Origin of the sequence: uncultured Algibacter sp., assembly GCF_947495675.1 — a bacterium.
In the GTDB taxonomy this organism is placed as follows: Bacteria; Bacteroidota; Bacteroidia; order Flavobacteriales; family Flavobacteriaceae; genus Algibacter_B.
Genome location: NZ_CANLZX010000012.1, coordinates 43,339 through 69,313, shown reverse-complemented (window position 1 = coordinate 69,313; position 25,975 = coordinate 43,339). Strand labels below are relative to the sequence as shown.

Here is a 25,975-nt window from a genome sequence, read left to right as displayed (position 1 = left end):
ATTATAAGTTTTGTGTTATGTGTTCAGTTTTCTTTACTTCTATTTTACCTTGAGTAGGTATCATATTTTGCCAAACCCAGTTATAATGGTTTATTACTTCTTGAGCTTTTAAATTTGGACGATCTCCAGTTGTATGTCCGTTTTCAGCTACAGTTATATTGTAATCTTTGGTTAAAGCTGATTGAATTGTAGATTCGACACAAAAATCGGTTGCGCAACCTGTAATAATTAACTCATTGATATTAAATTCTGATAATCTTGATTGTAATTTTGATTTATAAAAAACATCATTGGCGTATTTATCAATAAAGATATCATTAGGTTTAATTGAGAGTTCATCTAGATTTTGCCATTCAATAGAACCTTTTTCAAATTCGCCAGAACCTGTTCCATCATGTTGAATGTAAATTACAGGATAATTATGCTTTCTAAATAACTTAGCTAAAGTATTTATTCTATTAATAACACCTGTTGTGTCAAATCGCGGTGTTTTAGGTGTGAAAGAACCTTTTTGCATATCAATTATTAAGAGTGCTTTGTTTTTCATTTTCTTACTCTTGAATACTTACTTTATAGTTAATACCATAGGTTTTGGTTAAATTATCATCATTAAAAATATCTTTAACAGGGCCTGTTGCTATTTTTTTCACATTTAAAAAAGTTACCCAATCAAAATATTCTGGAACTGTTTGTAAATCATGATGTACTACAATAACTGTTTTTCCTGCTTTTCTTAGTTCTTTTAAAATATTAATAATGGCTATTTCTGTAGTAGCATCTACTCCTTGGAAAGGTTCGTCCATAAAATAAATAGAGGCATTTTGCACTAAGGCTCTGGCTAAAAATATACGTTGTTGTTGCCCGCCAGAAAGTTGACTTATTTGTCGGTTTTTAAACGGTAACATGCCTACTTTTTCAAGAGCTTCAAGAGCGGCTTTTTTTTCTTTTTGACCAGGTCGTTTTATCCAGCCTAAATTTCCGTAAGTACCCATTAATACAACGTCTAATGCGGTAGTAGGGAAGTCCCAATCTACACTTCCTTTTTGTGGCACGTAGGCTACTAAATGACGTTGTTTTTTATAAGTCTTGCCAAAAATTTCAACACTCCCTGCAATAGGGTTTAAAATGCCTAAAATGGATTTTATAAGAGTAGATTTACCTGCGCCATTAGGTCCTACAATGGCCATAAGTACGCCTTCGGGTATTTCTAAATCGATATCCCAAAGTACGGGTTTGTAGTTATAGGCTACAGTTAAATCGTCTACTTTTACGGCTATTTTTTTACTCATAACATTGTTTTTTTAGCCCTGATAGAAACGGCATCCTTTTTTGTTTTTTTCTACAAAAAAGATATAGTGGATAGCAGGAAATAGCTTCATAAAATTTTACTTTAAAGCATTAACAATTGTATTCACGTTATACTCAAACATACCAATGTATGTTCCTTCTATAGTTCCAGCATTTCCTAACGCATCTGAAAATAAAGAACCACCAATAATAACATCGTGACCTTTTGACTTTACAGCTGCTTGTAATGCTTCTATAGTGCGTCTTGGCACCGAGCTTTCTATAAAAACAGCTTTTACTTTCTTTTCTATTATAAAGGCTGATAGTTTTTGAACATCTTGAACACCAGCCTCAGTAGCTGTTGATAACCCCTGCAGGCCAACAACCTCAAAATCGAAAGCTTTTCCGAAATAATTAAAAGCATCGTGTGCTGTTACTAAAATACGTTGTTCTTTTGGAAGAGTTTCTATAGTTGCTTTTATTTTTGTTTTTAAATCTTCTAATTGTTTTATATAAACAGTTTCATTGGATTTAAAGGCAGCTGCTTGTTCTGGAATTGCTTCTGAAAGTTTTTTAGTTACAAATTGTGTAGCTTGTATCCAGTAGTTAATATTAAACCAAATATGTGGATCGTAATTTGATGCAAAATATTCTGAACCTATAAGTGTGTTTTTATCTAAGGCATCGCCAATGGCAATGGTTTTCTTGTTTTTCATTTTCTCAAACACTTCTACCAATTTACCTTCTAGGTGTAAGCCGTTATAAAAAATGATATCTGCACTTGATAATTTGGTGACATCACCCTCGCTGGCTTTATATAAATGCGGATCGACACCGCTGCCCATTAAGCCCTGTAGATTGATATGTTGGCCTCCAATATTTTTCACTAAATCGGTTATCATAGAAGTTGTGGTTACAACATTTAATTTACCGTTTTTTTGTTTTTCATTTTTACAACCAAATATTACTATGGTTACAAGAAGTATAAGTATTTTTTTCATCTTTTAAATATTTTTTATTCTATAGCTTAATCCTAATGCTAATAAAAGGTCTTGGCCTTCTGTAATACTAGTTCCAAAGTATGCATCTAATTGTAAATCATTAGAGACTAAATAAGTTAAGCCTGCGTCCCAATAGTGATTTGCCGTACTGTCTTCTGGTAAATCGCCATACAACTCGGCGTAAGCTCCAAGTTTATCGCTTATGCTATAGCCGTACGCTATGGTGTAAATGGCAGCAGCTTCGGCTGTGTCATTTCCCCATTGGGCGCCAATATTATACCCTAAACTAGATTTTTCGCTTAAAGTATGTGACATGGCCAGTCTAAAATCTACGCCTGTATATTCCGGTCTGTAATCTTTTGCAGCACTAAAAACAGGAAATACATGCCCTATTAATGCAATTTCTGGCATCGCTCCATCTTCTTTAGCAATGTCAATTTTAAGCCCTAACAATAATGGCGATAACCCACTAGTAACATTGTTAACTTTTTTACTATTTACTTTCGTTGTCCCTTCAACAAAATCCCAGCCCAATCGTAACTCTACATTATCTAATATACCATATCGTACTAGCGTGGTGTTGTAAGTGTAGTTTTCAGATTTTATGTTTTTGTCTTCAAAGGATTCGTACAAACCTCCTGTTTCAAATTGTAAAACACCTTTGCCTACTGTTGATGATGCTTCGGTAGCATCTGGTCTATCGGTTATTAATGCTTCTGTTTTTTTATCGTTTTCTTGCGAAAACAATAATAAATTAGTTGCACATAAAATGGTAAGTATGATTTTAGTCTTGTTCGTTAACATATATGATTGAGGTGAAATCTTCATTAAGAAGTATGGTATTGTTGTTTATTAAAATCTGAGTCATTTTATTTTTACTAAACTGTTTTGACACCAAAACAGTATTGCCGTATTTTAAACCATGTTGTGCACAGAAATCAAAAAACTCTTTATCGTCACTCATTAATCTAGAAATGATATAGTTTTTTCCTTCTTCACTATTTGATAATGAAATAGAAGTATCTGTAGTTGTGATTTCTCCATCTGCGTTAGGAATAGGATCGCCATGAGGGTCGAACTTAGGGTTCCCTAAATACTCACTTATTTTATTGGCTAGTAAATCTGAGGTTTGATGCTCTAATAATTCGGCTTCTCTGTGAATATCGTGTAAAGACATATCAAATAACTTAAAGAGTAATGCTTCCCATAAACGATGTTTACGAATAACATTTAATGCCATTTTATTACCCTTGACTGTTAGTTTTAGCTCTTGGTATTTTTCGTAATTAATAAGGTCTTTAATGGCTAGTTTTTTAGCCATATCTGTAGCCGCAGCGTTAGATATGCCTAATTCTTTGGCGATATTACCAGGTTTGGTGTCGTTATTATCGCGTTTTCCGTTTTTGTAAATGGCTTTTACAAAATTCTCAATTGCTATTGACATTTGTTGTGCTTTAAAATAAATTTAAGTAAGCTTAAATATTTTTCAAATGTAACTAAAAAAATTAATAAAGTAAATATGTTTAGTATACTTTAATTATTTTATTGTTAAATGAAAAAATTAACCATTTTGGCATGATTTAAGTATTATACATTGAAACACTAATATGAAAACATATGTATTAATTATAACTATTTTAATATCTAGTTTTTCTTTTTCTCTAGATTCAATAAAATCTAGAAAGGTTGAAAAACCTACAATAACCCATAAAGTTTACTTGGGAGAAGCTTTATTAATTGGGACTTTTAAAATTGAATTTATTGAAGTTTTGCAAGAGTCTCGTTGTCCTAATGGAGTTACATGTATTAGGGAAGGAGAAGTTGTTGTTTTGGTAGATTTATATGAGGATGGTGAAAAAATTAAAAGCAAACAAATTACTGTAAACTCTAAGTCAATATTTCAAAAAAGGAACTTGTATGCTTCAGGAAAATTTACAGTATCTGTATTAAATGTTTTACCGTATCCGGATGCAAATTTTAAAACAGAAACAAACAATTATTATCTATTATTGGCTACAGAATCTTAAGAGCATCCGCATCCATCATTACCACCACAAGCCTTTTTAGGTTTTGATTTTTTCCAGAAGAATTTTTTAATTAAAAACGACATGGCTAAAACCATGGAGGTAAAAACTAATATGTTTTGAATGATATCGTTCATGATTAATATGTCGAAATTAATTTAAAATCATTTCAAAAATTGAAAAGCAATTAATGCTACAATATACGCAAAGGCACTCATTATAACAAGCTGTAAGATTGGCCATTTCCAGCTATTGGTTTCCTTTTTAACAATAGCTAAAGTACTCATACATTGCATAGCAAAAGCGTAAAATAGTAAAAGAGAAATACCAGAAGCAAATGTAAATAGAGGACCTCCTAGAACGGGATTTACTTCTCCTGCCATTCTATTTTTTATAGTTTCTTCTTCATCGCTACCTACGCTATAAATGGTTGCTAGTGTGCCAACAAATACTTCTCTGGCGGCAAATGAGCTTACAATGGCAATACCAATTTTCCAATCGTAGCCTAATGGTCTAATAGCAGGTTCAATGGCATGGCCAGCAATTCCAATAAAGGAATGTTCTAGCTTATGTGAAGCAATTTTTTGTTGTAAATCTTCAGAAGACAAATTTTCAGAAGCAAATTCTTTTTTCACAATATTCTCGGCGTCATTAAATGCTTCTCCTGGGCCGTATGAAGCCAAAAACCAAAGTACAATAGAGATGGCTAAAATAATTTTACCAGCACCAAAAATAAATGCTTTTGTTTTTTCAATAACAGTTAAAACGACATTTTTTAAAAGAGGTAATTTATAATTTGGCATTTCAATTACAAAATACGTTTTGCTTTTTATTTTTAAAATCTTGTTTAAAATGTAAGCAGATATAATTGCGGTACCAAACCCAATAAGATATAGTAACATTAATGTAAGAGCTTGGTAGCTTAAGCCTAAAATTCTACCTTCTGGAATAACTAAAGCAATAATAATTAGGTATACAGGTAATCGTGCAGAGCATGTTGTAAAAGGGGTAACTAAAATAGTAATTAGTCGTTCTTTCCAACTTTCAATATTTCTGGTTGCCATAATTGCAGGAATAGCACAAGCAGTACCAGAAATAAGCGGTACAACACTTTTTCCGCTTAATCCAAATCGTCGCATTATGCGATCCATTAAAAAAACTACGCGACTCATATAGCCACTTTCTTCAAGCACCGCTATAAATAGAAATAGAAAAGCAATTTGAGGTATAAATATAACAATACCTCCAAGTCCTGGTATTATGCCTTCTGCCAATAAACTTGTAAAAGCACCTTGAGGCAACTGTGTTTTAGTCCACTCACTAAGAGAGGCAAATGCACTATCAATAAAATCCATTGGAATACTTGACCAATCATAAATAGCTTGAAATATGGTAAGTAATATAAATCCAAAAATAACATAGCCCCATACTTTATGCGTTAAAATCCTATCAAATTTTATACGTAAATCTTTAGCCTGACTAAGATCTATGGTTTGCCCTTTATCAAGAGCGTTATTTATAAATTGGTAGCGTTTTATAGTTTCTTTTTGTTGTAAACGTTTTAAATCTGCTTTACTTTTAGTTTTAAAATTGGCAACAGCATCAATTTCATTTCTATCGGTTTTACCAAAATTTACATCTTGAGTAATAACTAACCAAAGTTTGTATAATAACTGATTTGGAAACGCCTTTTTCAAATTCCCAAAATAATCAACATCAATTTGAGTGGTGTCTATACAAGGTTCAATAGAAACGTCTTTGTAATTAGAAATTAGAAGTTTTAATTTATCAATACCTTCTTTCTTTCGAGTACTAATAAGTGCAATTTTAGTATTTAGTTTTTCTTCTAAATATTCAATATCTAGAGTAATACCTTTATAGCTCATACGGTCGGCCATATTTATAACCAAAATAGTAGGTATCTCTAAGTCTTTAATTTGAGTAAAAAGTAAAAGGTTACGTTTTAAATTTTCAACATCTGTAACAACTACAGCAATGTCCGGAAAATCTTTATCGTTTTTGTTAAGTAAAAGCTCAATAACAACGTTTTCATCAAGCGAAGATGCATTTAAACTGTATGTTCCTGGCAAATCAATAATATGGGCTTTTACACCACGAGGCAGTTTGCAAATACCTTGTTTTTTTTCAACGGTAATCCCAGGGTAATTTCCAACCTTCTGGTTTAGGCCAGTTAAGGCATTAAAAACAGAAGTTTTACCGGTATTAGGATTTCCAATTAGCGCTACATTTATCTGTTTACTCATTCGCCATTTTTTCAATTAAAATATAAGAAGCCGTTTCTTTTCTAATTGCCAAATGCGACCCATTTATATTTAAATACATAGGGTCTTGAAACGGTGCAACCTGAACTAATTCTACAAAATTCCCAGGTAAACATCCCATTTCTAATAGTTTTAATGGTATGTGAATAGACGAAACATCTGTGATAATGCCTCGTTCCCCGCGTTTTAATTGTGCTAAAGTGTCTTGCAAGCTTATTTAGATTGATTTTAAAGAAGCAAAAATAGTGTAAAAGTTTAATACCGAAAAAGTTTAACAGTTTTAATATTAAATATTTTTTGACGTTACCACAAGGGTCGGGCTTTTCGTTACAAGTCCTCGCTCGTACCTCGCTGTGGGCTTTACTCTGCAATCCCTAACGCACCTAATCTATAAACAAAGCATTTTAATTAACAGAATAATGATACATTTTACAATTACAGGGTTAATTTAGCATATAAACATGCCAAATCTGTTGTTTTTCATTGATTATAAGCAACATAGTTTTGCACCCGAAAATAAATATATTATGAAAACAATTACAAGTAATCGAAAAGTAGCAGTAGAAAGTAAAGTTGGAACAGTAACAAAAACCTTTAGCAATGCAAGCTCATTAGTTTGGAATTCAAAAAGACGTTACAAATAAATTAAACCTACAAATTATAAAAAGCTCTTTTTTTAAAGGGCTTTTTTTTTGATTAAAATTAATCTCTATATTCTTCTTTTAAAATATAGATATCTTTGATTAGACGACTAATATCCTCTGAGTTAGTGCCGTCGTAGAATCCACGAATTTGACGTTTTTTATCAATTAACATAAAGTTTTCGGTATGAACCATATCAAAAGGGCCTCCATCACCATTGTCTTTTACAGCCAAATAACTTTTACGTGCTAGTTTGTAAATTTCCTTTTTATTACCTGTAACAAGGTTCCATTTTTTATCATTAACACCTTTTTTTATAGCATAACGTTTTAATTGAGCAACGCTATCAATATCAGGAGTTACAGAGTGAGATAATAACATAACATCATTATCATTAATTATTTTTTTTTGAATTTCAACCATATTGGTTGTCATTATCGGGCATATGGTTCTACATGTTGTAAAAAAGAAATCGGCAACATATATTTTATCTTTATAATCGTTTTGTGTAATCGTTTTTCCATTTTGATTAATAAGAGAAAAATCTGCTATTTTATGATATTTTTTTTGATGTTGTATTGTACTATCAACAAGCTCTGTACTTACCATTGTAGGTTGGTAAATAGGTAAAGGTTTATAAACGTTTAACGTATTATATATAATGGCAATGATAATGATGGATATAATACCAAATACTATGGCAAATAATTTATAATCCTTAAAAAATGATAACATTTAAAGCGCTTTTCATTAAAACTTAAACAAAAATACAATGATTTTCAGTTTCAATTCATTTAAACTAAACATAAATTATTGTTAAATCAAGTGCCATTAGACGAATGACTTTTTAAACTTGGTTTAAAAGCTTACTTTTGTGCGATTATAAAAAATTGTTACGCTATATATGGAGTTTATAATAAAGATATCTCAGTTTTTACTAAGTCTGTCGTTGCTAATTATTTTGCACGAATTAGGGCATTTTATTCCTGCAAAGGCTTTTAAAACTAGAGTAGAAAAGTTTTACTTGTTTTTTGATGTTAAGTTTTCATTATTTAAAAAGAAAATAGGTGAAACCGTTTATGGTATTGGGTGGTTACCGCTTGGTGGATATGTTAAAATTGCCGGAATGATTGATGAAAGCATGGATACCGAACAAATGGCACAAGAACCACAGCCATGGGAATTTAGATCGAAACCTGCATGGCAACGTTTAATTATTATGTTAGGTGGTGTTACAGTTAATTTTTTATTGGCTATTTTCATTTACATAGGGATGAGTTATTTTTATGGTGATACATTTTTGCCAAATGAAAATATTAAGGATGGGTTAGTTATTGAAAGTACGGCTGCAAATAAAGCGGGCCTTTTAACAGGAGATAAAATATTAGCAGTTGATGGCGATAAAATCGAAACATTTTCTGAAATTTCAGAAAAAGTATTATTTGGAAAAGAAATTCTAATAGATCGTAATGGTAATCAATCTACAGTAACTATGCCAGAAGATTTTTTGGCGCAGTTATTAGATTCTAAAGAAAAAGGATTTATAAGCTTAAGGCAACCATTTGTTGTAGTTCAAGTTCCAGATACATCTTATAATAAGGCAAGTGGTTTAAAAAAAGGGGATATAATTGTTGGTCTAAATGATTATCCTACTAAATATGTTGATGAGGTTAAAACAGCTTTAGAAAAATTTAAAGGTCAAACAGTTTCTGCAACCGTTAAAAGAAAAACAGAAGAAATTAAATTACCACTTAAAATAAGCGACGATGCTTTATTGGGGTTAGTTGTTGCTTCTCAGTCATCACCAAAAACATTAGAAGCTTTAGGATATTATGAGTATGATGTTAGAGATTACGGTTTTTTCGAATCTTTTCCTGTAGGATTAGGTAAAGCAAAAGATAAAATTGTTTCTTATTGGGATCAATTAGGTGCTATATTTACACCAAGTACAGGAGCGTATAAAGGAGTAGGAGGTTTTAAAGCCATATATGATATCTTTCCAAGTTTTTGGAGCTGGCAAGTTTTTTGGAGTATAACAGCCTTTTTATCTATTATGTTAGGGGTTTTAAACTTACTTCCAATACCTGCTTTAGATGGTGGACACGTAATGTTTTTACTATATGAAATGATTTCTGGTAGAAAGCCTGGAGACAAATTTATGGAGTATGCGCAAATGGTTGGTTTCTTTATTTTAATAGCCTTAGTTTTGTTTGCAAACGGTAATGATATTTATAAAGCTATTTTTGGGTAAAATTTATTCGAAAAATATTTGTAGAAATTAAAAAACAATATATATTTGCACTCGCTAAGTAAAAAAGCACACTCCTTCTTAGCTCAGTTGGTTAGAGCATCTGACTGTTAATCAGAGGGTCCTAGGTTCGAGCCCTAGAGAAGGAGCAAAATAAAACCCGATACGAAAGTATCGGGTTTTTTTGTAGATTATATTTATAACAGATTAATTTAAAGGGTTTCAGAGAGTTTTGCCAATAAAATCTTTATATTTTTACTTATATCAGTTTTTTTCTTTATAAATTTTAAATTAGATTAATATCTGAAAAAAGGTTTTAAATCTATTCTTAAGACGCATTAACAAAAAATAGAGTTATTTATAAAAGTCATTAAATGTTATGATAAAATAGACGCTCTCCAACGCTTTAAATAGCTCATTACATTTTTCTCAAATAAAATATATAAAGAGCTATTCTTTCCTACCTGCATGAATAACATATTTAAAAAGATAAATATGCTACACATACATTCGTTTCCCTCGCTTTAGAGCAGAGTTAACAATAAACTTATAGTCTACTCTTTTATAATTAGTTTAGTAGTTGTACCGCTATCAGTATTAATTTTGAGTATGTAAACATCATTACTATAATTGCTTAAGTCTATACTATTATCTCCAATTATTAAATTGCCTTTAGACATCGTTTGCCCCAGTATAGAATATATAGTATAACTAGCATCAAAAAGGCTATTTAATTGGATGTTTGATGTTGTGGGGTTTGGGTATAATGTAAAACTATCTGATAAAAAATCTTCATTACTAGCTGTCTCACATAACCCTGATTTACCGTAATCAAAAATACTCCAGCCATAAGTATCTATAATGCTTTGTCTTGCTGTTTGTCCTTCACAATATTCTGATTTACCAGCCTGAAAATTCACATTTGGTTGAAGCGTTTGAGTTGCCCACCCAATTAATAATTTATCATAGTTTTCAGTTGATAATCCAGTATCATGAAGTAAAAACATATATTGCATAGTAGTAACACTACTCACGTCCCAATTCCCTATATCTTGATTGAAAGATGACCTTTCAAACATACTTTGCATAGTAGTCACACTACTCACATCCCAATTCCCTATATCTTGATTGAAAGATGACCTTTTAAACATACTTTGCATAGTAGTCACACTACTCACATCCCAACTACTTATATCTTGGTTGAATGGATTGTCTCCACAACAAATTGTATTCCCAAACATAACTTGCATATTAGTCACATTACTCACATCCCAATTCCCTATATCTTGATTGAAAGATGACTTTGAAAACATACCTTCCATATTAGTCACATTACTCACATCCCAACTTCCAATATTTTGATTAAAGGAGCTTGTCCAAAACATATATTGCATATTAGTCACATTACTCACATCCCAATTCCCTATACCTCCTCGATTGTAAATTGACCTTGCAAACATACCTTGCATATTACTCACATTACTCACATTCCAACTTCCAATAATTTGGTTAAAAAATGACCCATAAAACATATTACTCATATCAGTAACACTAGCCACATCCCAATTTCCTATATCTCGATTGAAATTTGTGAATTCAAACATGCTTTTCATATTAGTGACATTACTCACATCCCAACTTCCAATATTTTGATTAAACTTTGAATAGAAAAACATCTTTTCCATATTAGTGACATTACTCACATCCCAACTACCAATATCTTCATTGAAAGGTGATTTTTCTTCTGATAACTCGCCTGCAAATAAAGAATTCATATTTGTTATTCTACTCACATCCCAATCACTAATATGACCACCATATGTCGCTTCTGCATCTGCTCTAGTAGCTGGATTAACCCAAGAATTAACTGCTTCATGAATATTTGCATTTGTAAGCGGTCCTGTAGGAACACACGAACCTGATGATACACCATCATCATTAATAGTCCAGCCATAAGTATCTATAATGCTTTGTCTTGCTGTTGCTCCTTCACAATATTTTGATTTACCTGCATGAAAATTCACATTTGGTTGAAGCGTTTGAGTTGCCCACCCTATTAATAATTTATCATAGTTTTCAGTTGATAATGCAGTTGCTTCTTTAAACATATTAGTCATATCAGTAACACTACTCACGTCCCAATTCCCTATATCTTGATTGAAAACTGTGCTATTATAAAACATTAAACTCATATCGGTAACATTACTCACATCCCAATTTCCTATATCTTGATTAAAAGCAGCATCTGCAAACATCTGTACCATATTGGTAACATTACTCACATCCCAAGTACTTATATCTTGATTGAAGGATGAACTTCCAAACATAGTATGCATAGTAGTAACATTACTCACATCCCAATTCCCAATATCTTGGTTGAAAACTATGTTATAATGAAACATTTCAGTCATATTGGTAACTTTACTCACATTCCAACTACTTATATCTTGGTTGAAAGGTGAAGACGAAAACATCCTTTGCATATTAGTAACATTACTCACATCCCAATTTCCTATATCTTCATTGAATTCTGAGAGACTAAATAAACTATACATATTAGTAACACGACTCACATCCCAATCACTAATATGACCACCATAAGTTGTTTCGGCATCTGCTCTAGTTTCTGGATTACTCCATGAATTAATAGCTTCTCTAATATTTGCGTCTGTAAGAGGTGTTTGAGAATGACTGTAATTTGAAGACCCTATTAAAAGAAGTCCAAATAATAAAAATGTAAAGTTTTTCATAAATAATCTATGTCTAAAACAAAATTAGCTTATTAAAGCTAAAAATTAGATGCTATATGTCATGAATTTGATAGTTTTTTATAAAAACACTAGATTGAGTACCTAAAATACTATTATCTGTACCTGAGGGTAGCATTTAAGCATTAAATCAATAGGCAAATTGATTATAATCTTCAATCGCCATATTAAACTAGGATTATTAAAATTCGAGCATTTCCCAAACCTAATCCTATTACTTAAAATCCTTAATTTTTAATAATCGTAAAAACTAAGAAAAGATAAAATTACTTATCTTCATTGTTATTATAACTAAGACTTAAATTTAATTTAAAATTTATAATTTAGAAAACTGTCAATACATTTATAAATTATGGGGATTCGTGTATCCAATATTTTAAAACCAATTATTTTTATATGTTTATTTTTTGTTTTTGGGTGTGTAAATAAATCTGAAACAAAAAAACATACTATAGGTTTCTCTCAAACAGGTATTAACGATGAATGGCGTAAATCCATGAATCAAGCCATGAAAATTCAAACAGCCTTTTACCCAGAGATTGAATTGATAATCTTAGAAGGACAAGATGATGTTAATAATCAAATTGAAGATATAGAAGCATTAATAGCTGAAAATGTGGATATTTTAATTGTTTCGCCAGTACAAGCAACACCTATAACACCCATTGTAGAAAAAGCTTTTGAAAAAGGTATTCCTGTTTTAATTGTAGACAGAAAAATAAATGGAGAAAATTACACATCTTATATAGGCGCAGATAATTATCAAGTTGGTACAAATGCTGCAAACTATTTAGCTTCTATAACTACTAACCCTAAAAACATTATTGAAATTAAAGGTTTGTTAGGATCTTCACCAGCAACAGAGAGAAGCTCTGGGTTTAATAACCTTATTAATGGTATTCCAAATTTAAGAGTGGTCAATAGAATTCAAGGAAATTGGGAAGGTTATTCAATAAAAGATAACTTATCTAAAAGTTTAGATAGTATTAAGGATGTCGATTACATATTTGCACATAATGATAGAATGGCTTTAGGGGCATGGGAAGTTTTAAAAGAAAAGGGACTCGAGAAATCTATTAAAATAATTGGTGTTGATGGTTTAAATGGGCCAAATGGTGGAATTAAACATGTGCAAGACCAAGTTTTTATGGCTACTATACTATATCCTACAGGAGGTGAAGAAGCCATTAAGCTTGCAGTAAAAATTTTAAATGGCGAAACTGTAGCTAAAAAAAATATTCTAGGAACTACGGTAATAGATTCTAGAAATGCTGATATCATGAAGAATCAGTTTGATAAAATTACTCAACAACAAAAAAATATAGAAAAGCAACAAGATAAAATTCAAGTACAGGATAAAACATATTCAACACAAAGTAATAGATTAAAAGTTCTGTTAGGTTTGTTAATTACAAGTTTACTTTTAGCTACTTACAGCATTTATTCAGCAAATAGTATTAAAAAGAAAAAAAGAGAGCTAGAATTACAAAACAGAAAAATTACTATTCAGCGTAATCAAATTGAAAAAATTGCCAAAGAAGTTAAAATAAGCAATGATGCTAAAGTGAACTTTTTTACAGGACTTTCACACGAATTTAAAACACCAATAACACTTATTTTATCTTCAATTGAATCTTTAAGTGAAAATAATACTATTAAAGATAATAATTTTTTAAGAGAAGTTGGCTTGATTTACAATAACTCTAAGCGTTTATTAAGGTTGATAAACCAACTACTTGATTTTAGAAAAATTGAAGACCGGAAATTTATTTTAAAAGCTTCAGAAACTAATTTATACGAGTTTTCAACTGGAATTTTTAAAGATTTTGAACGTGAAGCACAAAAACGAAATATAGATTTCTTAATTAAAACTAACGACGAAAATTTAAAAATATTCATTGATAGAAATTTAATGGATAAAGTCTATTTTAATTTATTATCAAACGCTTTTAAATTTACACCAGATAATGGTAGCATACATATTAATATTGTAAATGAAGTTGATAGTAACTTTGTGAAAATCTATTTTAAAGATAGTGGAATTGGTATACCAAAAAAAGATTTACCTAGTGTTTTTCAAGCATTTTTTCAGGCATCCAATAATAATAAAGTAAGTTCAGGTATTGGTTTACATTTATCAAGAGAGTTTGTAGAAATGCATAAAGGAACCATTGATGTTTCAAGCAAACATGGCACAGAATTTACTTTAACACTTTACAAAGGAAATGCACATTTAAGTTCTGATGAGATTGTTTATGAACCCGATTTAATTGATAATTCAATTTTAAACTTTAATTCAGATTTTGAAGATAATGAGTTTGTTGAGGTTAGTGTTCTAAATGATGAGGAGCGTTATTCAGTACTTATTATAGAAGACAATTCAGATTTAATTAAATATTTAAAAAATAAATTAATTGGTGAATATCATGTTCATTTATCTGATGGTTCTGATGGTGTTGAAAAAGCTTTTGAATTAATACCAGATGTTATTATTTGTGATATTAATTTACCAGAAAAAACAGGTTTTGAAATATGTGAAATTTTAAAGAAAGACTTAAGAACATCGCATATCCCTACAATTATGCTTACAGCATTAAATAACAAAGAGTCTTATATTAAAGGTTTAGAATCTGGCGCAGATTTATATTTAACTAAGCCATTTAGTTTTGCTGTTCTTCAGCAGTCGGTTAAAACCATGATTTATAATCGCGAAAAGCTCCGTTATTACTTTATAAATAACATTCATAAAATAAATACAGAGCATAGTTTTGGTTCTATTGAGCAGGACTTTTTATCTAAAGTAAATCAAATAATAAACGAGAATTTAGATAACTCTAAATTTTCAGTTGAAAACTTGGCTACTGCACTAAATATATCAAGAGTCCAGTTATACCGAAAAACAAAAGCCATTTTAGGCGTTTCAATTAGTGATTATATTCAAAATATACGCTTAGAAAGAGCAAAAACACTTCTTCAAGAAACCCAATTAACAATTTCTGAGATTGCATATGCAACAGGATTTTCTTCCCCCAATTACTTTTCAACAAGTTTTAAGAACAAATTTGATAATTCACCAAAAGCTTATAGAGCGTCTTAATCTGTAATCACTTTTTAATTTACTAGCTATCAGTTTACGATTTTCATAAAAAAATCAATATTTTTTTACACACCTATGTAATTGTGTGTCCATATTTAGGTAAAATGATAAAAAATATATGTTTTATTTATCAAATTGACATTACTATAGAGTAAAATAAGTATCAATTTTGAAATAATGATGTAACAATATTAGAGTTTTGGTTTTTTAAAACAAGAAACTTAAATACCTAATTAATTAATAATCAATTAATTAGGTGTTTGTAAATTTAGAATGAACAATTTCATTATTTTTTGATACAAATGTAACAAGCTAAAATAGCCTTTCCATGTAATTTGCACTCACTAGATAACTAACTAAACATCACCACATGAATAAGAAGATACTAATATGGTCTATTACAGCTGCTTTGGCTGGTTTTCTTTTTGGATTTGATACTGTGGTTATCTCTGGCGCAGAAAAGAAATTACAATTATTATGGGGATCTTCAGATGTGTTTCATGGTGTTGTAGTTATTGGTATGGCGCTATGGGGAACTGTAATTGGCGCATTCTTTGGCGGAATTCCAACAAACAAATTAGGTCGAAAAAACACATTAATCTGGATAGGTGTTTTATATACCATTTCTGCAATAGGTTCTGCCCTAGCTAACGATCCCATAACTTTTGCAATTTTTAGATTTATTGGAGGTTTAGGAGTTGGAGCATCAACTATTGCTGCACCAGCTTATATCTCTGAAATAGCACCTGCAAAAGATCGAGGTAAATTGGTTGGCTTATACCAATTTAATATAGTCTTTGGTATTCTAGTTGCTTTTTTATCTAATTACTTACTTAATAATATAGGAGAAAATGCATGGAGATGGATGGTAGGTATTGAAGCAATCCCAGCAGCAATTTATACACTTTTTGTATTAACTGTTCCAAAAAGTCCAAGATGGTTGTTAACTAAATTAAGAAATAGTGAAGCCGTAAGTGTACTCAAAATTATTAATCCAGCTCAAAATCCAGAAAAGTTGATGATGGAGATTAAGCAAGAAATGGAGAATACCGTGCCAAATGAAAACATTTTTTTAAAGAAATATAGGTTTCCATTAACCTTGGCTTTTTTAATTGCATTTTTTAATCAATTATCAGGTATCAATGCATTATTATATTATGCACCAAGAATTCTAGCCGAAGCAGGTTTAGAAGAAAGTTCTGCACTTTTAAGTAGTATAGGTGTAGGTGTTACAAATCTACTTTTTACACTTTTAGGTATTTTTCTAATTGATAGATTAGGTAGAAAGCAACTTATGTACATATGCTCATTTGGTTATATTATTTCTTTGAGCTTAGTATCAGCAGCCTTCTTTTTGAGTTGGGAAGGTAGTGTAATGCCCATATTTTTATTTATGTTTATAGCAGCACATGCTATAGGTCAAGGTACTGTAATATGGGTGTTTATTTCTGAGATTTTTCCAAATCATTTAAGAGGTTCTGGACAATCATTTGGTAGTTCAGTACACTGGGTACTGGCAGCAATTGTACCGTCATTAATTCCGGTATTATTTTCTACAATAGGAGCAGGTATGGTATTTTTAATCTTTGCAATAATGATGGGATTCCAGTTGCTATTTGTGATTTTTATGATGCCAGAAACCAAAGGAATAAGTTTAGAAGACTTAAGTAAAAAATTAACTAAATAATTTAATAATATGAAAACAGTACATAAAGTCAATATAGTTTTAATGTTATTAATGTTAACATTTGTTGTTGCCTGTAAAGGTAAAGTAGACGCCAATGAAAATGAAAAGGAATTAATTGGTGATGCGTTATCAGAAGAAGATCTATATCGTCCTAACTTTCATTTTACGCCAAAAAAGGCTTGGATGAATGACCCTAACGGCATGTTTTTTTATAATGGTTATTATCATTTGTACTTTCAGTACCATCCAGATAGTAATGTTTGGGGGCCAATGCATTGGGGGCATGCAGTAAGTACAGATATGATTTCATGGACTGAACAGCCTATAGCTATATATCCAGATAGTTTGGGAACTATCTTCTCCGGAAGTGCTGTAGTAGATATAGGAAATACATCAGGTTTTGGTAAAGTAGAAAATGCAGCGCCAATTGTGGCTATGTACACCAATCATTTAGATAAAGGTGAGGGTAATATTAACCAAACTCAAAGTGTTGCCTACAGTCATGATGAAGGTAAAACCTTTACCAAGTATGAAAATAACCCAGTAATAGACGCTAATTTAAAAGATTTTAGAGATCCTAAAGTAACCTGGGATTCCGATAGAAATAAATGGGTTATGGTACTTGCAGCCGATGATAAAATTATGTTTTACGATTCTAAAGATTTGAAAAAATGGAATTTACTTTCAGATTTTCAAAGAGAAGAAGGCTCTAAAGATGGCGTTTGGGAATGTCCAGATTTATTTAAACTACCCGTATTGGGCACAGGTGAATCTAAGTGGGTGCTAATAGTAAGTATAGGTAAAGGTGGTCCAAATGGAGGTAGCGCAACCCAATATTTTATTGGAGATTTTGATGGAACTTCATTTGTAATGGACAAGGATTTTGAAACAGCCAGAAAAAAAGAAAACCATTTTTGGATAGATTTTGGAAGAGATAATTACGCTGGTGTTACATGGTCTAATGCAAAAAGGAAAGACGGTAGCAAACTCATGTTAGGATGGATGTCTAACTGGGATTATGCTATTAAAGTTCCCACCGAAACTTGGAGAAGTGCTATGACCATTGCCAGAGAGGTAAACCTTCAAAAGAATGATAATGGTTATAAGCTATTATTTCAACCGGTAAAGGAGCTTACCAATTACAGAAGCACAAAATATAGAAAAGAAAATATAACTATTAAAGAAGATACTAAAATTATTGATGCGTCTTCCATTGATTTAGCTAGTGCCGAGATTCAATTTAATATTTCAGATGTTATAGATAAAGGATTTACTTTCAATTTAACAAATAAACTAGGAGATACGCTAAGCTTTGGATACAACAATGCAGATAAAATATTTTTTGTAGATAGAACAAAATCTGGAAAAATAGACTTCTCAGAAAATTTTGCAAAAGGCGTTTCTGTAGCTAAAAGAACATCGCTTAGTCCAGAGATATCTGGTAAAATCATTTTAGATAAAACATCTATAGAGTTGTTTTTTGATAATGGCGAAACAGTAATGACTGAAATATTCTTTCCCAATAAACCATATACTAAACTAAGTATTAAGCCCGAAGACCAAGAATTTATTCTTGGCAATATTGAAATGAATAAACTAAACATTAACTAATTCTAATTAATTATGAAATTAAAACAACTATTTTTTATACCTGTTTTCGCTTTAATGAGCTTATGGGTACAAGCACAGGTTACAGGTACTGTTACCTCGCTGGAAGATGGTATGCCTTTGCCGGGTGTATCTGTAATTGTAAGTGGCACAACTCAAGGTGCTGCTACAGATTTTGATGGAAACTATATATTGAATGATGTTGACTCAAATGCGACATTAGTTTTTAGATATATAGGATATAAAACTCAAGAAATTCAAATTAATGGTCGTTCTGTAATTAACGTTGTACTGGAAGGAGATACAGCTTCACTTGACGAAATTATTGTTACTGGATATGCAAGAGAAAGAAAGGTAGACGTAACAGGAGCAATTACGGTTGTAGAACTAGGGCCTACAGAAGGTGTTAGTATGAGTTCTGGTAGTGCTATTCAGGGATTACAAGGTAGAGTTCCTGGGGTATTTATCGAAAAATCAGGAGATCCAACAGGTGCTAGTAGCAATATTTTAATTCGTGGTGCTACCACTTTAGGAAACAATGATCCTTTGTTTGTTATCGATGGTGTTCCAACAGTAAGACAAGATGTTTTTTCGAGTATTAACCCAAGTACAATTGAGTCAGTACAAGTGCTTAAAGATGCATCGGCATCTTCACTTTATGGCGCACGTGCTGGTAATGGGGTAATAATTGTTACAACCAAAAATAGTGCAAAAGCTGCCGGTGGTGAAAAATTTAAAGTAAGTATAAATTCAAATATATCTGTACTTTCTGAGAAGAAACAACGATATGATATGCTTAATGCGGTTCAAAGAGGTGAAGCATTATGGCAAGCTTCAGTAAATGACAATTCAGATCCTAATAGTGGATATGGCGAAATATATAATTTTGATTGGAATGGAGATTTTAATAATCCAATTTTAAATAGTGTAACTGTACAACCATTTGTAGGCGGTGATTCTACAGTTCCTGTAGGTGATACTGATTGGCAAGATGAAACCTATGAGACAGGTTATGTATATAATAATGAAATATCTGTTTCTGGAGGTACTGATAACTCTTTTCATTTATTGAATATCGGACACTTAAAAAATACTGGTATTTTAAAATATACAGGCTACGAAAGAATATCGGCAAAATTAAATTCTAACTTTAAACTATTTAATAATAGATTAAGAATTGGTGTTAATACGCAAATGTTTACATCTGATGAAACCTTGGCATCTCCAGATGTTGGTAGCGCACCTACACCAGGTTTAGCTATTACTTTAGCGCCAACATTACCAGTTTATGATACTAATGGCAATTTTGCTGGCCCTTTAGGTTCAGGTTATTCTGATAGAAATAATCCTATTTTAATGCAATATATAAACCGTTGGGATAATACTGATAGAACTACTTTATTTGGAAATATATGGGGTGAATTTGATATTATTGAAAATTTAACTTTTAGAACAAGTTTAGGTTTAGATTATAGTGATTTTCACAGTAGAGATATTGAAACTAAAGTGAATAATGGTTTTATTACAAGAGGTAATAATAGGCTGATTCATAGTACTAGTAAGTTTACAAGCTTAGTTTTTTCAAATACATTAAGTTACCAATTGGATATCAATGAAAAGCATAAAATTGGTGTTTTATTAGGAACAGAATCAATAACTGATGATTTTCAAAGTGTAACTGCTCAAGCTGATGGTTTTGCAGTTGAAAATGAATCTTTTTTTCAACTCGATGCTGCAACTGGAGCTAGAACTAATACAGGATCTTCAACAGGAAGTCGTTTATTATCTCAATTTGGAAAAATTAATTATGGATACGACGACAGATACTTAGCATCTTTTACATTGCGTCGTGATGGGTCTTCAAGATTTGGTGCAGATAATAGATATGGTGTGTTCCCAGCTGCAACTGTAGGATGGAGAATTAGTAATGAAGAATTTTGGAAAGAAAATGAAATTGTAAATTCATTAAAATTTAGAGCTGGTTATGGAGAAGTAGGTAATCAAACAATTGGAGATGTAGCACGTTTTGGTTTATTTGAATCTAGATATGGCCCTAATCAGTTACAAGCTACAGGAGATACATTCTTCTTTAATACCTTTTATAATGTTGGTACTGCTTATGATTTAAATGGAAATAATACAGGTAATTTACCTTCTGGATTTGCGTCTATTCAGGCTGCCAACTCTGGTTTGAAATGGGAAACTACTAAAGAAATTAACCTTGGTATAGATTTTACATTATTTAATAATAATGTAGTTGGATCTTTTGACTATTATACAAGAGAAACTTCAGATATTTTAACTATACCTCCAATTGCATCGGCAATTGGCGAAGGTCAAAAAAGAACATTAAATGGAGCAACTACCGAAGTAAAAGGTTGGGAGTTATCTTTAGGTTATTCTAAATCATTCGATAGCGGTTTATCATTTACTGTAGCAACCAATTTTGGTGCTTTTAAAGATGAGATTACCGAATTACCAGCAGAAGTTGTATCTGCTTTTCCAGGAACCGTTGATAATTCTATAATTGGTCACTCTCAATTTTCAATTTTTGGTTATAAATCAGACGGATTATTTCAAAGTCAAGCAGATGTAGATAATAGTCCAACACAAGTACCAGCAGGAAGACCAGGAGGAATTAAATTTAAAGATTTAGATGGTAATGGAAGTGTAGGTGTAGAGGATAGAGATTTCCTTGGAACAACTTTACCAGACCTTGAGTATGGTATTAGAATTGATGTGGCATACAAAAACTTTGACCTTTCATTATTTGGCTCTGGAGTAGCAGGAAGGATAGGACAAGATCCTTATGTTTTCTGGAATAATTTTGTGCAAGGTAGAGAAAATGCAGGGCTTGGTGTTTTAGATGCTTGGACGCCTAGTAATACAGGTTCAAGTATTCCTTCATTAACACTTGCAAATAACGACACAAGAACTTCTGATTATTTATTTAGAAACAACTCTTATTTCAAATTAAGAAACCTTCAATTTGGTTATTCTCTTCCTGAAGAACTTACCAGTAAACTGGGAGGAATGACTAGCTGTAGAATTTATTTCCAAGGAGAAAATCTTTTCTGGTTTACTCCAAATGATTATATAGGTGCTGATCCAGAGCGTACAGATGTGAATAGAATTCCTGTACCTACAACACTTTCATTAGGACTTAATATTAACTTTTAAAAATGGTAAACATGAAAAAATATATAAAAACAATATTTACTGGAATTATGGCAACATTGGTTTTGTTTGCCTGTTCCGATGACTTTTTAGAATACGAACCAGAAGGCGTATTATCTAACGAAAATGTAGCTACTGCAGAAAATGCTGAAGCTTTAGTGGTAGCAGCTTATGCTGGAATTGCTAATGATGACATGGTTGGGCCGTTAACAAGTATGTGGGTTTATGGTAGTGTACGTTCTGATGACGCCTATAAAGGCGGCGGTGGACGTGGAGATGTTGATGTTGTAGATAGATATGAGCAATATAACTTAACCATTGCTGATGATCCGTTAGACTGGATGGCACCAAGAACATGGACTAACTATTACGCAGCTATTTCAAGAGCTAATTTTGCTTTGGATGTAATTAATCAGATTCCTGATGCAGATTATGCAGATAAAACAACAAGACAAGCTGAGCTTAGATTCTTAAGAGCGCACTCTCATTTTGTTTTAAAAACATTATTCAAAAAAATCCCTTATATAACAGAGGGCTTAAAACAGGAAGAAATTTTAGAAATTTCAAATGTTATAGATAATGATGTATTATGGAATACAATAGCAGACGATTTCTTATTTGCATATAATAACCTACCTCAATCACAAGATCAGGTAGGTAGAGCAGATAGAAATGCAGCAGCAGCTTATTTAGCTAAATTACGTTTGTATCAAGCTTACGAGCAAAATGACACACATCAAGTTACTAATATTAACATGTCGCGTTTACAAGAGGTTGTAGATTATGCAGATGATGTTACTGGTGCTTTAGAAGCAGATTACGGAAATAATTATCTTGATGGATTTGACAATGGTTCAGAATCAATTTGGGCTGCACAATTTTCGATAAATGATGGAACAACAGTTGGTAGAGTTAGTTTTGTGACAGGATTAAATTCACCTCATGGTACAGGTTTATATGGATGTTGTGGTTTTCATTTAGCGAGCCACAATATGGTAAATGCGTTTAAAACTGATGCATCTGGATTACCTTTATTAGATACTTTTAATGATACAAATATTTTTGATGTAGTTGATGGTAATGGAGAAACTGCCTTAGCTCCAGGTATAACTTTAGATCCAAGAATTGATCATACTGTTGGAATACCTGGACGTCCATTTAAATACCGTAATACCATGAATGTTGCTGGTGATATGATTTATAACTTTAGTTGGGCAAGAGACCCAGGTGTTTATGGTTATTTTGGAAACATGAAAGAACAACAAGCTCCTGATTGTTCATGTTATGTTAAAGAAGGACCTTTTGTTGGTACATCGAAAAATATAGAATTTATTAGATATGCTGATGTACTTTTATTTAAAGCAGAAGCTTTAATTCAAATGGGGCAAGTTGATCCAGGAGTAACTATTATTAATCAAATAAGAACTCGTGCAGCAGCTAGTACACAAAGACAAATTGATGCAGGCGCATCAAATTTATATAATGTGGGGATGTACCCTATGGGAATGTCTCAACCAGAAGCACTTAAAGCTTTAATGTTTGAAAGACGTTTAGAATTTGGTATGGAAGGCCCTAGGTTTTTTGACTTAGTTCGTTGGGGAATTGCAGAGCCTGTTCTTAATGCTTATTTAGCAGTTGAGAGCACAAGAAAAGATTTTCTTGCAAATGCAGAATTTACAGCTGGTAGAGATGAGTATTATCCAATACCACAAAGAGAAATTGATTTTACAGGTGGGTTATATGAACAAAACCCTGGATATTAATAAATTGTTTATTAGTTTGAGTTAGTTTAAGTCATTAATTTGGTTGATTCTTTATTTAGTTAATTTTGTTTTAATCAGTTTTTGATTTTAGAGGGAGTTTTACAAAACTCCCTCTTTTTTAATTTTAAAAAGAATAAATATGTCTAAAATAGTTTGTTTTGGAGAAGTATTATGGGATGTGTTTCCTACTCATAAAAAAATAGGTGGTGCACCTTTAAACGTAGCAAGCAGGTTGCAATCATTTAATCATGATGTTACTATGGTTAGTGCTATTGGAAAAGGTAAAAGCGGTGCTGACATTATGCAATATCTTAAAGAGCAGGGTGTTAATACTTCTTGTGTACAGGTGCATTATGAGTACAAAACAGGTAAGGTAAAAGTCATGCTTAATGCCCAAGGTTCTGCATCTTACGATATTAAATATCCTAGAGCTTGGGATAAAATAAGGCTAACAGAAGTAAATAAAAAAGCTGTTAAAGGTTCTGATGCTTTTGTTTTTGGTAGTTTGGTGGCTAGAGATGACAATTCTAGAAATACATTATATGAATTAATTGAGCTTGCAAAATATAAAATTTTCGACCTCAATTTAAGGCCTCCCTATTACACTAAAGAGGTTTTGTTTTATTTAATGGATAAAGCCAATTTTATAAAATTTAATGATGAAGAACTCTACGAGGTAAGTGAATATATGGGGTCTAAATATAAATCGTTAGAGCAAAATCTTATGTTTATCTCAGAAAAAACAAACACAAAACATATATGTGTAACTAAAGGCTCACATGGTGCCGTTTTACTTTATGATGGTAAGCTATATTACAATAGTGGTTTTCTAATAAAAGTGATTGATACTGTTGGTGCAGGTGATTCTTTTTTAGGAACTCTAATAAGCCAATTACTAAATAAAGTAAATCCACAAGAAGCGATAGATTTTGCTTGTGCAGTTGGTGCTTTAGTGGCTCAAAGTGAAGGTGCTAATCCTGAAATATCCAGTTCTGATATTGATGCGTTTATTAATCCTTATTAATATCATAATTTTATTAAACGTTATTCAAATATATTATTAAGAAAGGATGTTTATTAACGCATTAGATTTAGATATTGACTTAAATAAAAAATCCCAGATTAAGTTATAGTCTGAGATTTTAGAGTTATTGCATTTGTTTTAATTAAAAACCATCAATTTTTAATATACGAAAGGCGTTCTTCCAGTAATATCAAAAAAAAGGGATTTAGTAAACAATAAAAATTATTGGTAAATTTTTTAGATTAACGCAGATTTTGCAGCTTCAATCACTTTTTTAGAATTTCCAACAAAAATTTTGTCATCAATTATTATTACAGGTCTACTTAAAAAAGTATAATGGTCTAAAATATAGTGTTTGTAATCACGCTCTGTTAAGTTTTGATTTTTTAAATCCATTTCCTTGTACAATTTTGCGCGTTTACTAAAAAGCGCTTCATAACTTCCTGCTAATGCATTCATATCTTCAATTTGCTTAACAGTAATGGGCTCAGATTTTATATCTTGAAGTACAAATTCAGGAGATAAATTCAGTTCCTTTAAAATTCTGGTGCATGTATTGCATGTTTTTAAATAATATACTTTTTTCATGTTTTAACTAGTTTTATACTTTTTAAAAGCTATTGTAAATTAAATAAGATTCAATAGAGTTGTATGGTACAGCAAATTCAATTATTTCTGAAACGTAAGGCGCAACTTCATACGTATTGTAAAGTATAATAATTCCATTTTCACTATAGCCAATATTTTCAGGCAATTTAAATTCGTTATCCTCTAAAAATATATTTTTTTCTATTGTGTTATCAATCAAATATGATTTCACAATTTTTTTTACTGCCTCAACATCATTAAAAAGTGCTTTATTTTCAATTTTTTGTCCGGTTTTTATATCAAAATTCAAAAATGAAATATTTAAAATACCATGAGCTCCTCCTGTATTAGCGTAAGATGTCAATGCTATGCTAATAATATTAGTGGTTTGATACATAACTTCACCATCAATTTGAGCTTCCCATGGTTGAAAAGAATCTGGAAAATCGTTTTTAAAGGTATTGTATTCACTATTAAAAAGTTCGATACTTTCTTTTATAGAGGTTGATGTAATTTCATCTGGGTTTCCTATGTGTAAAGCAGTAATGACTATTTTTTGTATTTCAGAATTTATTTTATTTGAAATAGTTTCATTACCAATTATTTCAGGAATATTAACTTCAACAATAGAATTACTTTTGGTAGTAATATTAATATCCGAAAAAATAAGTTTTTGTTCTTCTTTGCAATTAAAAAAGGTTAGCGCACAAGAAAATATTAGTAGTACATGTTTAAACTTCATGAGTAAAAATTAAATCTAAGACTAAAGATAATTATTG

The 25,975-nt window shown here is 31.3% G+C and carries 20 protein-coding genes and 1 tRNA gene; 9 read left to right on the top strand and 12 right to left on the bottom strand.

Annotated elements, in window-relative coordinates:
• Position 1: 1 nt before the first annotated feature.
• From Q0842_RS09775 to Q0842_RS09755, 5 genes are all read right to left on the bottom strand, one after another.
• A complete protein-coding gene (locus tag Q0842_RS09775; protein WP_298497499.1) occupies positions 2-547 on the bottom strand; it encodes a cysteine hydrolase family protein in 546 nt (181 codons plus the stop codon).
• A gap of 4 nt (positions 548-551) precedes the next feature.
• Positions 552-1,289, bottom strand: a complete 738-nt coding sequence (locus Q0842_RS09770; RefSeq protein ID WP_298497497.1) for a metal ABC transporter ATP-binding protein — start codon at positions 1,287-1,289, stop codon at positions 552-554.
• Positions 1,290-1,385: 96 nt separating this feature from the next.
• Positions 1,386-2,288, bottom strand: coding sequence for a zinc ABC transporter substrate-binding protein (locus Q0842_RS09765; RefSeq protein WP_298497495.1), 903 nt, complete (start codon positions 2,286-2,288; stop codon positions 1,386-1,388).
• A gap of 3 nt (positions 2,289-2,291) precedes the next feature.
• Complete coding sequence (locus Q0842_RS09760; RefSeq protein WP_298497493.1) at positions 2,292-3,092, bottom strand: transporter; 801 nt, start codon at positions 3,090-3,092, stop codon at positions 2,292-2,294.
• A complete protein-coding gene (locus Q0842_RS09755; protein ID WP_298497491.1) occupies positions 3,073-3,732 on the bottom strand; it encodes a metal-dependent transcriptional regulator in 660 nt (219 codons plus the stop codon). Before Q0842_RS09755 ends, Q0842_RS09760 begins: the two co-directional genes overlap by 20 nt.
• Positions 3,733-3,895: 163 nt before the next feature.
• Here Q0842_RS09755 and Q0842_RS09750 point away from each other — a divergent pair, with 163 nt between their 5' ends.
• The gene (locus Q0842_RS09750; RefSeq protein ID WP_298497488.1) at positions 3,896-4,315 is read left to right on the top strand and encodes a hypothetical protein; all 420 of its coding nucleotides are present in this window, start codon (positions 3,896-3,898) and stop codon (positions 4,313-4,315) included.
• Here Q0842_RS09750 and Q0842_RS09745 read toward each other — a convergent pair.
• The 4 genes from Q0842_RS09745 to Q0842_RS09730 all read right to left on the bottom strand — a co-directional run bounded on the left by Q0842_RS09745 (position 4,312) and on the right by Q0842_RS09730 (position 7,971).
• Complete coding sequence (locus Q0842_RS09745; protein WP_298497486.1) at positions 4,312-4,449, bottom strand: FeoB-associated Cys-rich membrane protein; 138 nt, start codon at positions 4,447-4,449, stop codon at positions 4,312-4,314. The genes Q0842_RS09750 and Q0842_RS09745 overlap by 4 nt on opposite strands.
• A gap of 27 nt (positions 4,450-4,476) precedes the next feature.
• Positions 4,477-6,576, bottom strand: coding sequence for a ferrous iron transport protein B (gene feoB, locus Q0842_RS09740; protein WP_298497484.1), 2,100 nt, complete (start codon positions 6,574-6,576; stop codon positions 4,477-4,479).
• Positions 6,569-6,805 carry a FeoA family protein gene (locus Q0842_RS09735; protein WP_298497482.1) on the bottom strand — a complete coding sequence of 79 codons (237 nt, stop codon included), beginning with the start codon at positions 6,803-6,805 and terminating at the stop codon, positions 6,569-6,571. The genes feoB and Q0842_RS09735 overlap by 8 nt, the downstream gene beginning before the upstream one ends.
• A 491-nt stretch (positions 6,806-7,296) precedes the next feature.
• A complete protein-coding gene (locus Q0842_RS09730; RefSeq protein ID WP_298497480.1) occupies positions 7,297-7,971 on the bottom strand; it encodes an SCO family protein in 675 nt (224 codons plus the stop codon).
• 169 nt (positions 7,972-8,140) lie between these two features.
• On the opposite strand from Q0842_RS09730, the gene rseP reads away from it, so the two are divergent.
• Positions 8,141-9,487, top strand: coding sequence for an RIP metalloprotease RseP (rseP, locus tag Q0842_RS09725; RefSeq protein ID WP_298497478.1), 1,347 nt, complete (start codon positions 8,141-8,143; stop codon positions 9,485-9,487).
• A gap of 72 nt (positions 9,488-9,559) precedes the next feature.
• A tRNA-Asn gene (locus Q0842_RS09720) sits at positions 9,560-9,633 on the top strand.
• Between the two features lie 405 nt (positions 9,634-10,038).
• Here the strand turns inward: Q0842_RS09720 and Q0842_RS09715 are convergent.
• Positions 10,039-12,234, bottom strand: a complete 2,196-nt coding sequence (locus Q0842_RS09715) for a BspA family leucine-rich repeat surface protein (RefSeq protein WP_298497476.1) — start codon at positions 12,232-12,234, stop codon at positions 10,039-10,041.
• A gap of 370 nt (positions 12,235-12,604) precedes the next feature.
• Between Q0842_RS09715 and Q0842_RS09710 the strand changes: the two genes are divergently transcribed.
• The 6 genes from Q0842_RS09710 to Q0842_RS09685 all read left to right on the top strand — a co-directional run bounded on the left by Q0842_RS09710 (position 12,605) and on the right by Q0842_RS09685 (position 24,608).
• A complete protein-coding gene (locus tag Q0842_RS09710; protein WP_298497474.1) occupies positions 12,605-15,349 on the top strand; it encodes a substrate-binding domain-containing protein in 2,745 nt (914 codons plus the stop codon).
• Positions 15,350-15,719: 370 nt separating this feature from the next.
• Positions 15,720-17,036, top strand: a complete 1,317-nt coding sequence (locus Q0842_RS09705) for a sugar porter family MFS transporter (RefSeq protein WP_298497471.1) — start codon at positions 15,720-15,722, stop codon at positions 17,034-17,036.
• Between the two features lie 9 nt (positions 17,037-17,045).
• Positions 17,046-18,647 (top strand): glycoside hydrolase family 32 protein, encoded by a 1,602-nt coding sequence (locus Q0842_RS09700; RefSeq protein WP_298497469.1) that lies wholly within the window; start codon positions 17,046-17,048, stop codon positions 18,645-18,647.
• Positions 18,648-18,659: 12 nt separating this feature from the next.
• The gene (locus tag Q0842_RS09695; RefSeq protein WP_298497467.1) at positions 18,660-21,824 is read left to right on the top strand and encodes a TonB-dependent receptor; all 3,165 of its coding nucleotides are present in this window, start codon (positions 18,660-18,662) and stop codon (positions 21,822-21,824) included.
• Between the two features lie 11 nt (positions 21,825-21,835).
• Positions 21,836-23,584 (top strand): RagB/SusD family nutrient uptake outer membrane protein, encoded by a 1,749-nt coding sequence (locus Q0842_RS09690; protein ID WP_298497465.1) that lies wholly within the window; start codon positions 21,836-21,838, stop codon positions 23,582-23,584.
• Between the two features lie 139 nt (positions 23,585-23,723).
• Entirely contained in the window at positions 23,724-24,608 is an 885-nt protein-coding gene (locus Q0842_RS09685) for a carbohydrate kinase (protein ID WP_298497463.1), read from the top strand.
• Positions 24,609-24,845: 237 nt separating this feature from the next.
• Here Q0842_RS09685 and Q0842_RS09680 read toward each other — a convergent pair whose 3' ends face one another.
• Positions 24,846-25,196, bottom strand: a complete 351-nt coding sequence (locus tag Q0842_RS09680; RefSeq protein WP_298497461.1) for an ArsC/Spx/MgsR family protein — start codon at positions 25,194-25,196, stop codon at positions 24,846-24,848.
• A gap of 22 nt (positions 25,197-25,218) precedes the next feature.
• Positions 25,219-25,938, bottom strand: a complete 720-nt coding sequence (locus Q0842_RS09675; protein ID WP_298497459.1) for a DUF3298 and DUF4163 domain-containing protein — start codon at positions 25,936-25,938, stop codon at positions 25,219-25,221.
• Positions 25,939-25,975: the final 37 nt, after the last annotated feature.

What these genes read in the sequence shown, in the direction of transcription:
- Q0842_RS09745 (WP_298497486.1), bottom strand. Translation starts at nt 4,449, where the DNA reads ATGAACGATATCATTCAAAACATATTAGTTTTTACCTCCATGGTTTTA.
- Q0842_RS09690 (WP_298497465.1), top strand. Translation starts at nt 21,836, where the DNA reads ATGAAAAAATATATAAAAACAATATTTACTGGAATTATGGCAACATTG.
- Q0842_RS09730 (WP_298497480.1), bottom strand. Translation starts at nt 7,971, where the DNA reads ATGTTATCATTTTTTAAGGATTATAAATTATTTGCCATAGTATTTGGT.
- Q0842_RS09765 (WP_298497495.1), bottom strand. Translation starts at nt 2,288, where the DNA reads ATGAAAAAAATACTTATACTTCTTGTAACCATAGTAATATTTGGTTGT.
- Q0842_RS09755 (WP_298497491.1), bottom strand. Translation starts at nt 3,732, where the DNA reads ATGTCAATAGCAATTGAGAATTTTGTAAAAGCCATTTACAAAAACGGA.
- Q0842_RS09715 (WP_298497476.1), bottom strand. Translation starts at nt 12,234, where the DNA reads ATGAAAAACTTTACATTTTTATTATTTGGACTTCTTTTAATAGGGTCT.
- Q0842_RS09680 (WP_298497461.1), bottom strand. Translation starts at nt 25,196, where the DNA reads ATGAAAAAAGTATATTATTTAAAAACATGCAATACATGCACCAGAATT.
- Q0842_RS09700 (WP_298497469.1), top strand. Translation starts at nt 17,046, where the DNA reads ATGAAAACAGTACATAAAGTCAATATAGTTTTAATGTTATTAATGTTA.
- Q0842_RS09710 (WP_298497474.1), top strand. Translation starts at nt 12,605, where the DNA reads ATGGGGATTCGTGTATCCAATATTTTAAAACCAATTATTTTTATATGT.
- Q0842_RS09770 (WP_298497497.1), bottom strand. Translation starts at nt 1,289, where the DNA reads ATGAGTAAAAAAATAGCCGTAAAAGTAGACGATTTAACTGTAGCCTAT.
- rseP (WP_298497478.1), top strand. Translation starts at nt 8,141, where the DNA reads ATGGAGTTTATAATAAAGATATCTCAGTTTTTACTAAGTCTGTCGTTG.
- Q0842_RS09760 (WP_298497493.1), bottom strand. Translation starts at nt 3,092, where the DNA reads ATGTTAACGAACAAGACTAAAATCATACTTACCATTTTATGTGCAACT.
- Q0842_RS09705 (WP_298497471.1), top strand. Translation starts at nt 15,720, where the DNA reads ATGAATAAGAAGATACTAATATGGTCTATTACAGCTGCTTTGGCTGGT.
- Q0842_RS09750 (WP_298497488.1), top strand. Translation starts at nt 3,896, where the DNA reads ATGAAAACATATGTATTAATTATAACTATTTTAATATCTAGTTTTTCT.
- Q0842_RS09775 (WP_298497499.1), bottom strand. Translation starts at nt 547, where the DNA reads ATGAAAAACAAAGCACTCTTAATAATTGATATGCAAAAAGGTTCTTTC.
- Q0842_RS09695 (WP_298497467.1), top strand. Translation starts at nt 18,660, where the DNA reads ATGAAATTAAAACAACTATTTTTTATACCTGTTTTCGCTTTAATGAGC.
- feoB (WP_298497484.1), bottom strand. Translation starts at nt 6,576, where the DNA reads ATGAGTAAACAGATAAATGTAGCGCTAATTGGAAATCCTAATACCGGT.
- Q0842_RS09675 (WP_298497459.1), bottom strand. Translation starts at nt 25,938, where the DNA reads ATGAAGTTTAAACATGTACTACTAATATTTTCTTGTGCGCTAACCTTT.
- Q0842_RS09685 (WP_298497463.1), top strand. Translation starts at nt 23,724, where the DNA reads ATGTCTAAAATAGTTTGTTTTGGAGAAGTATTATGGGATGTGTTTCCT.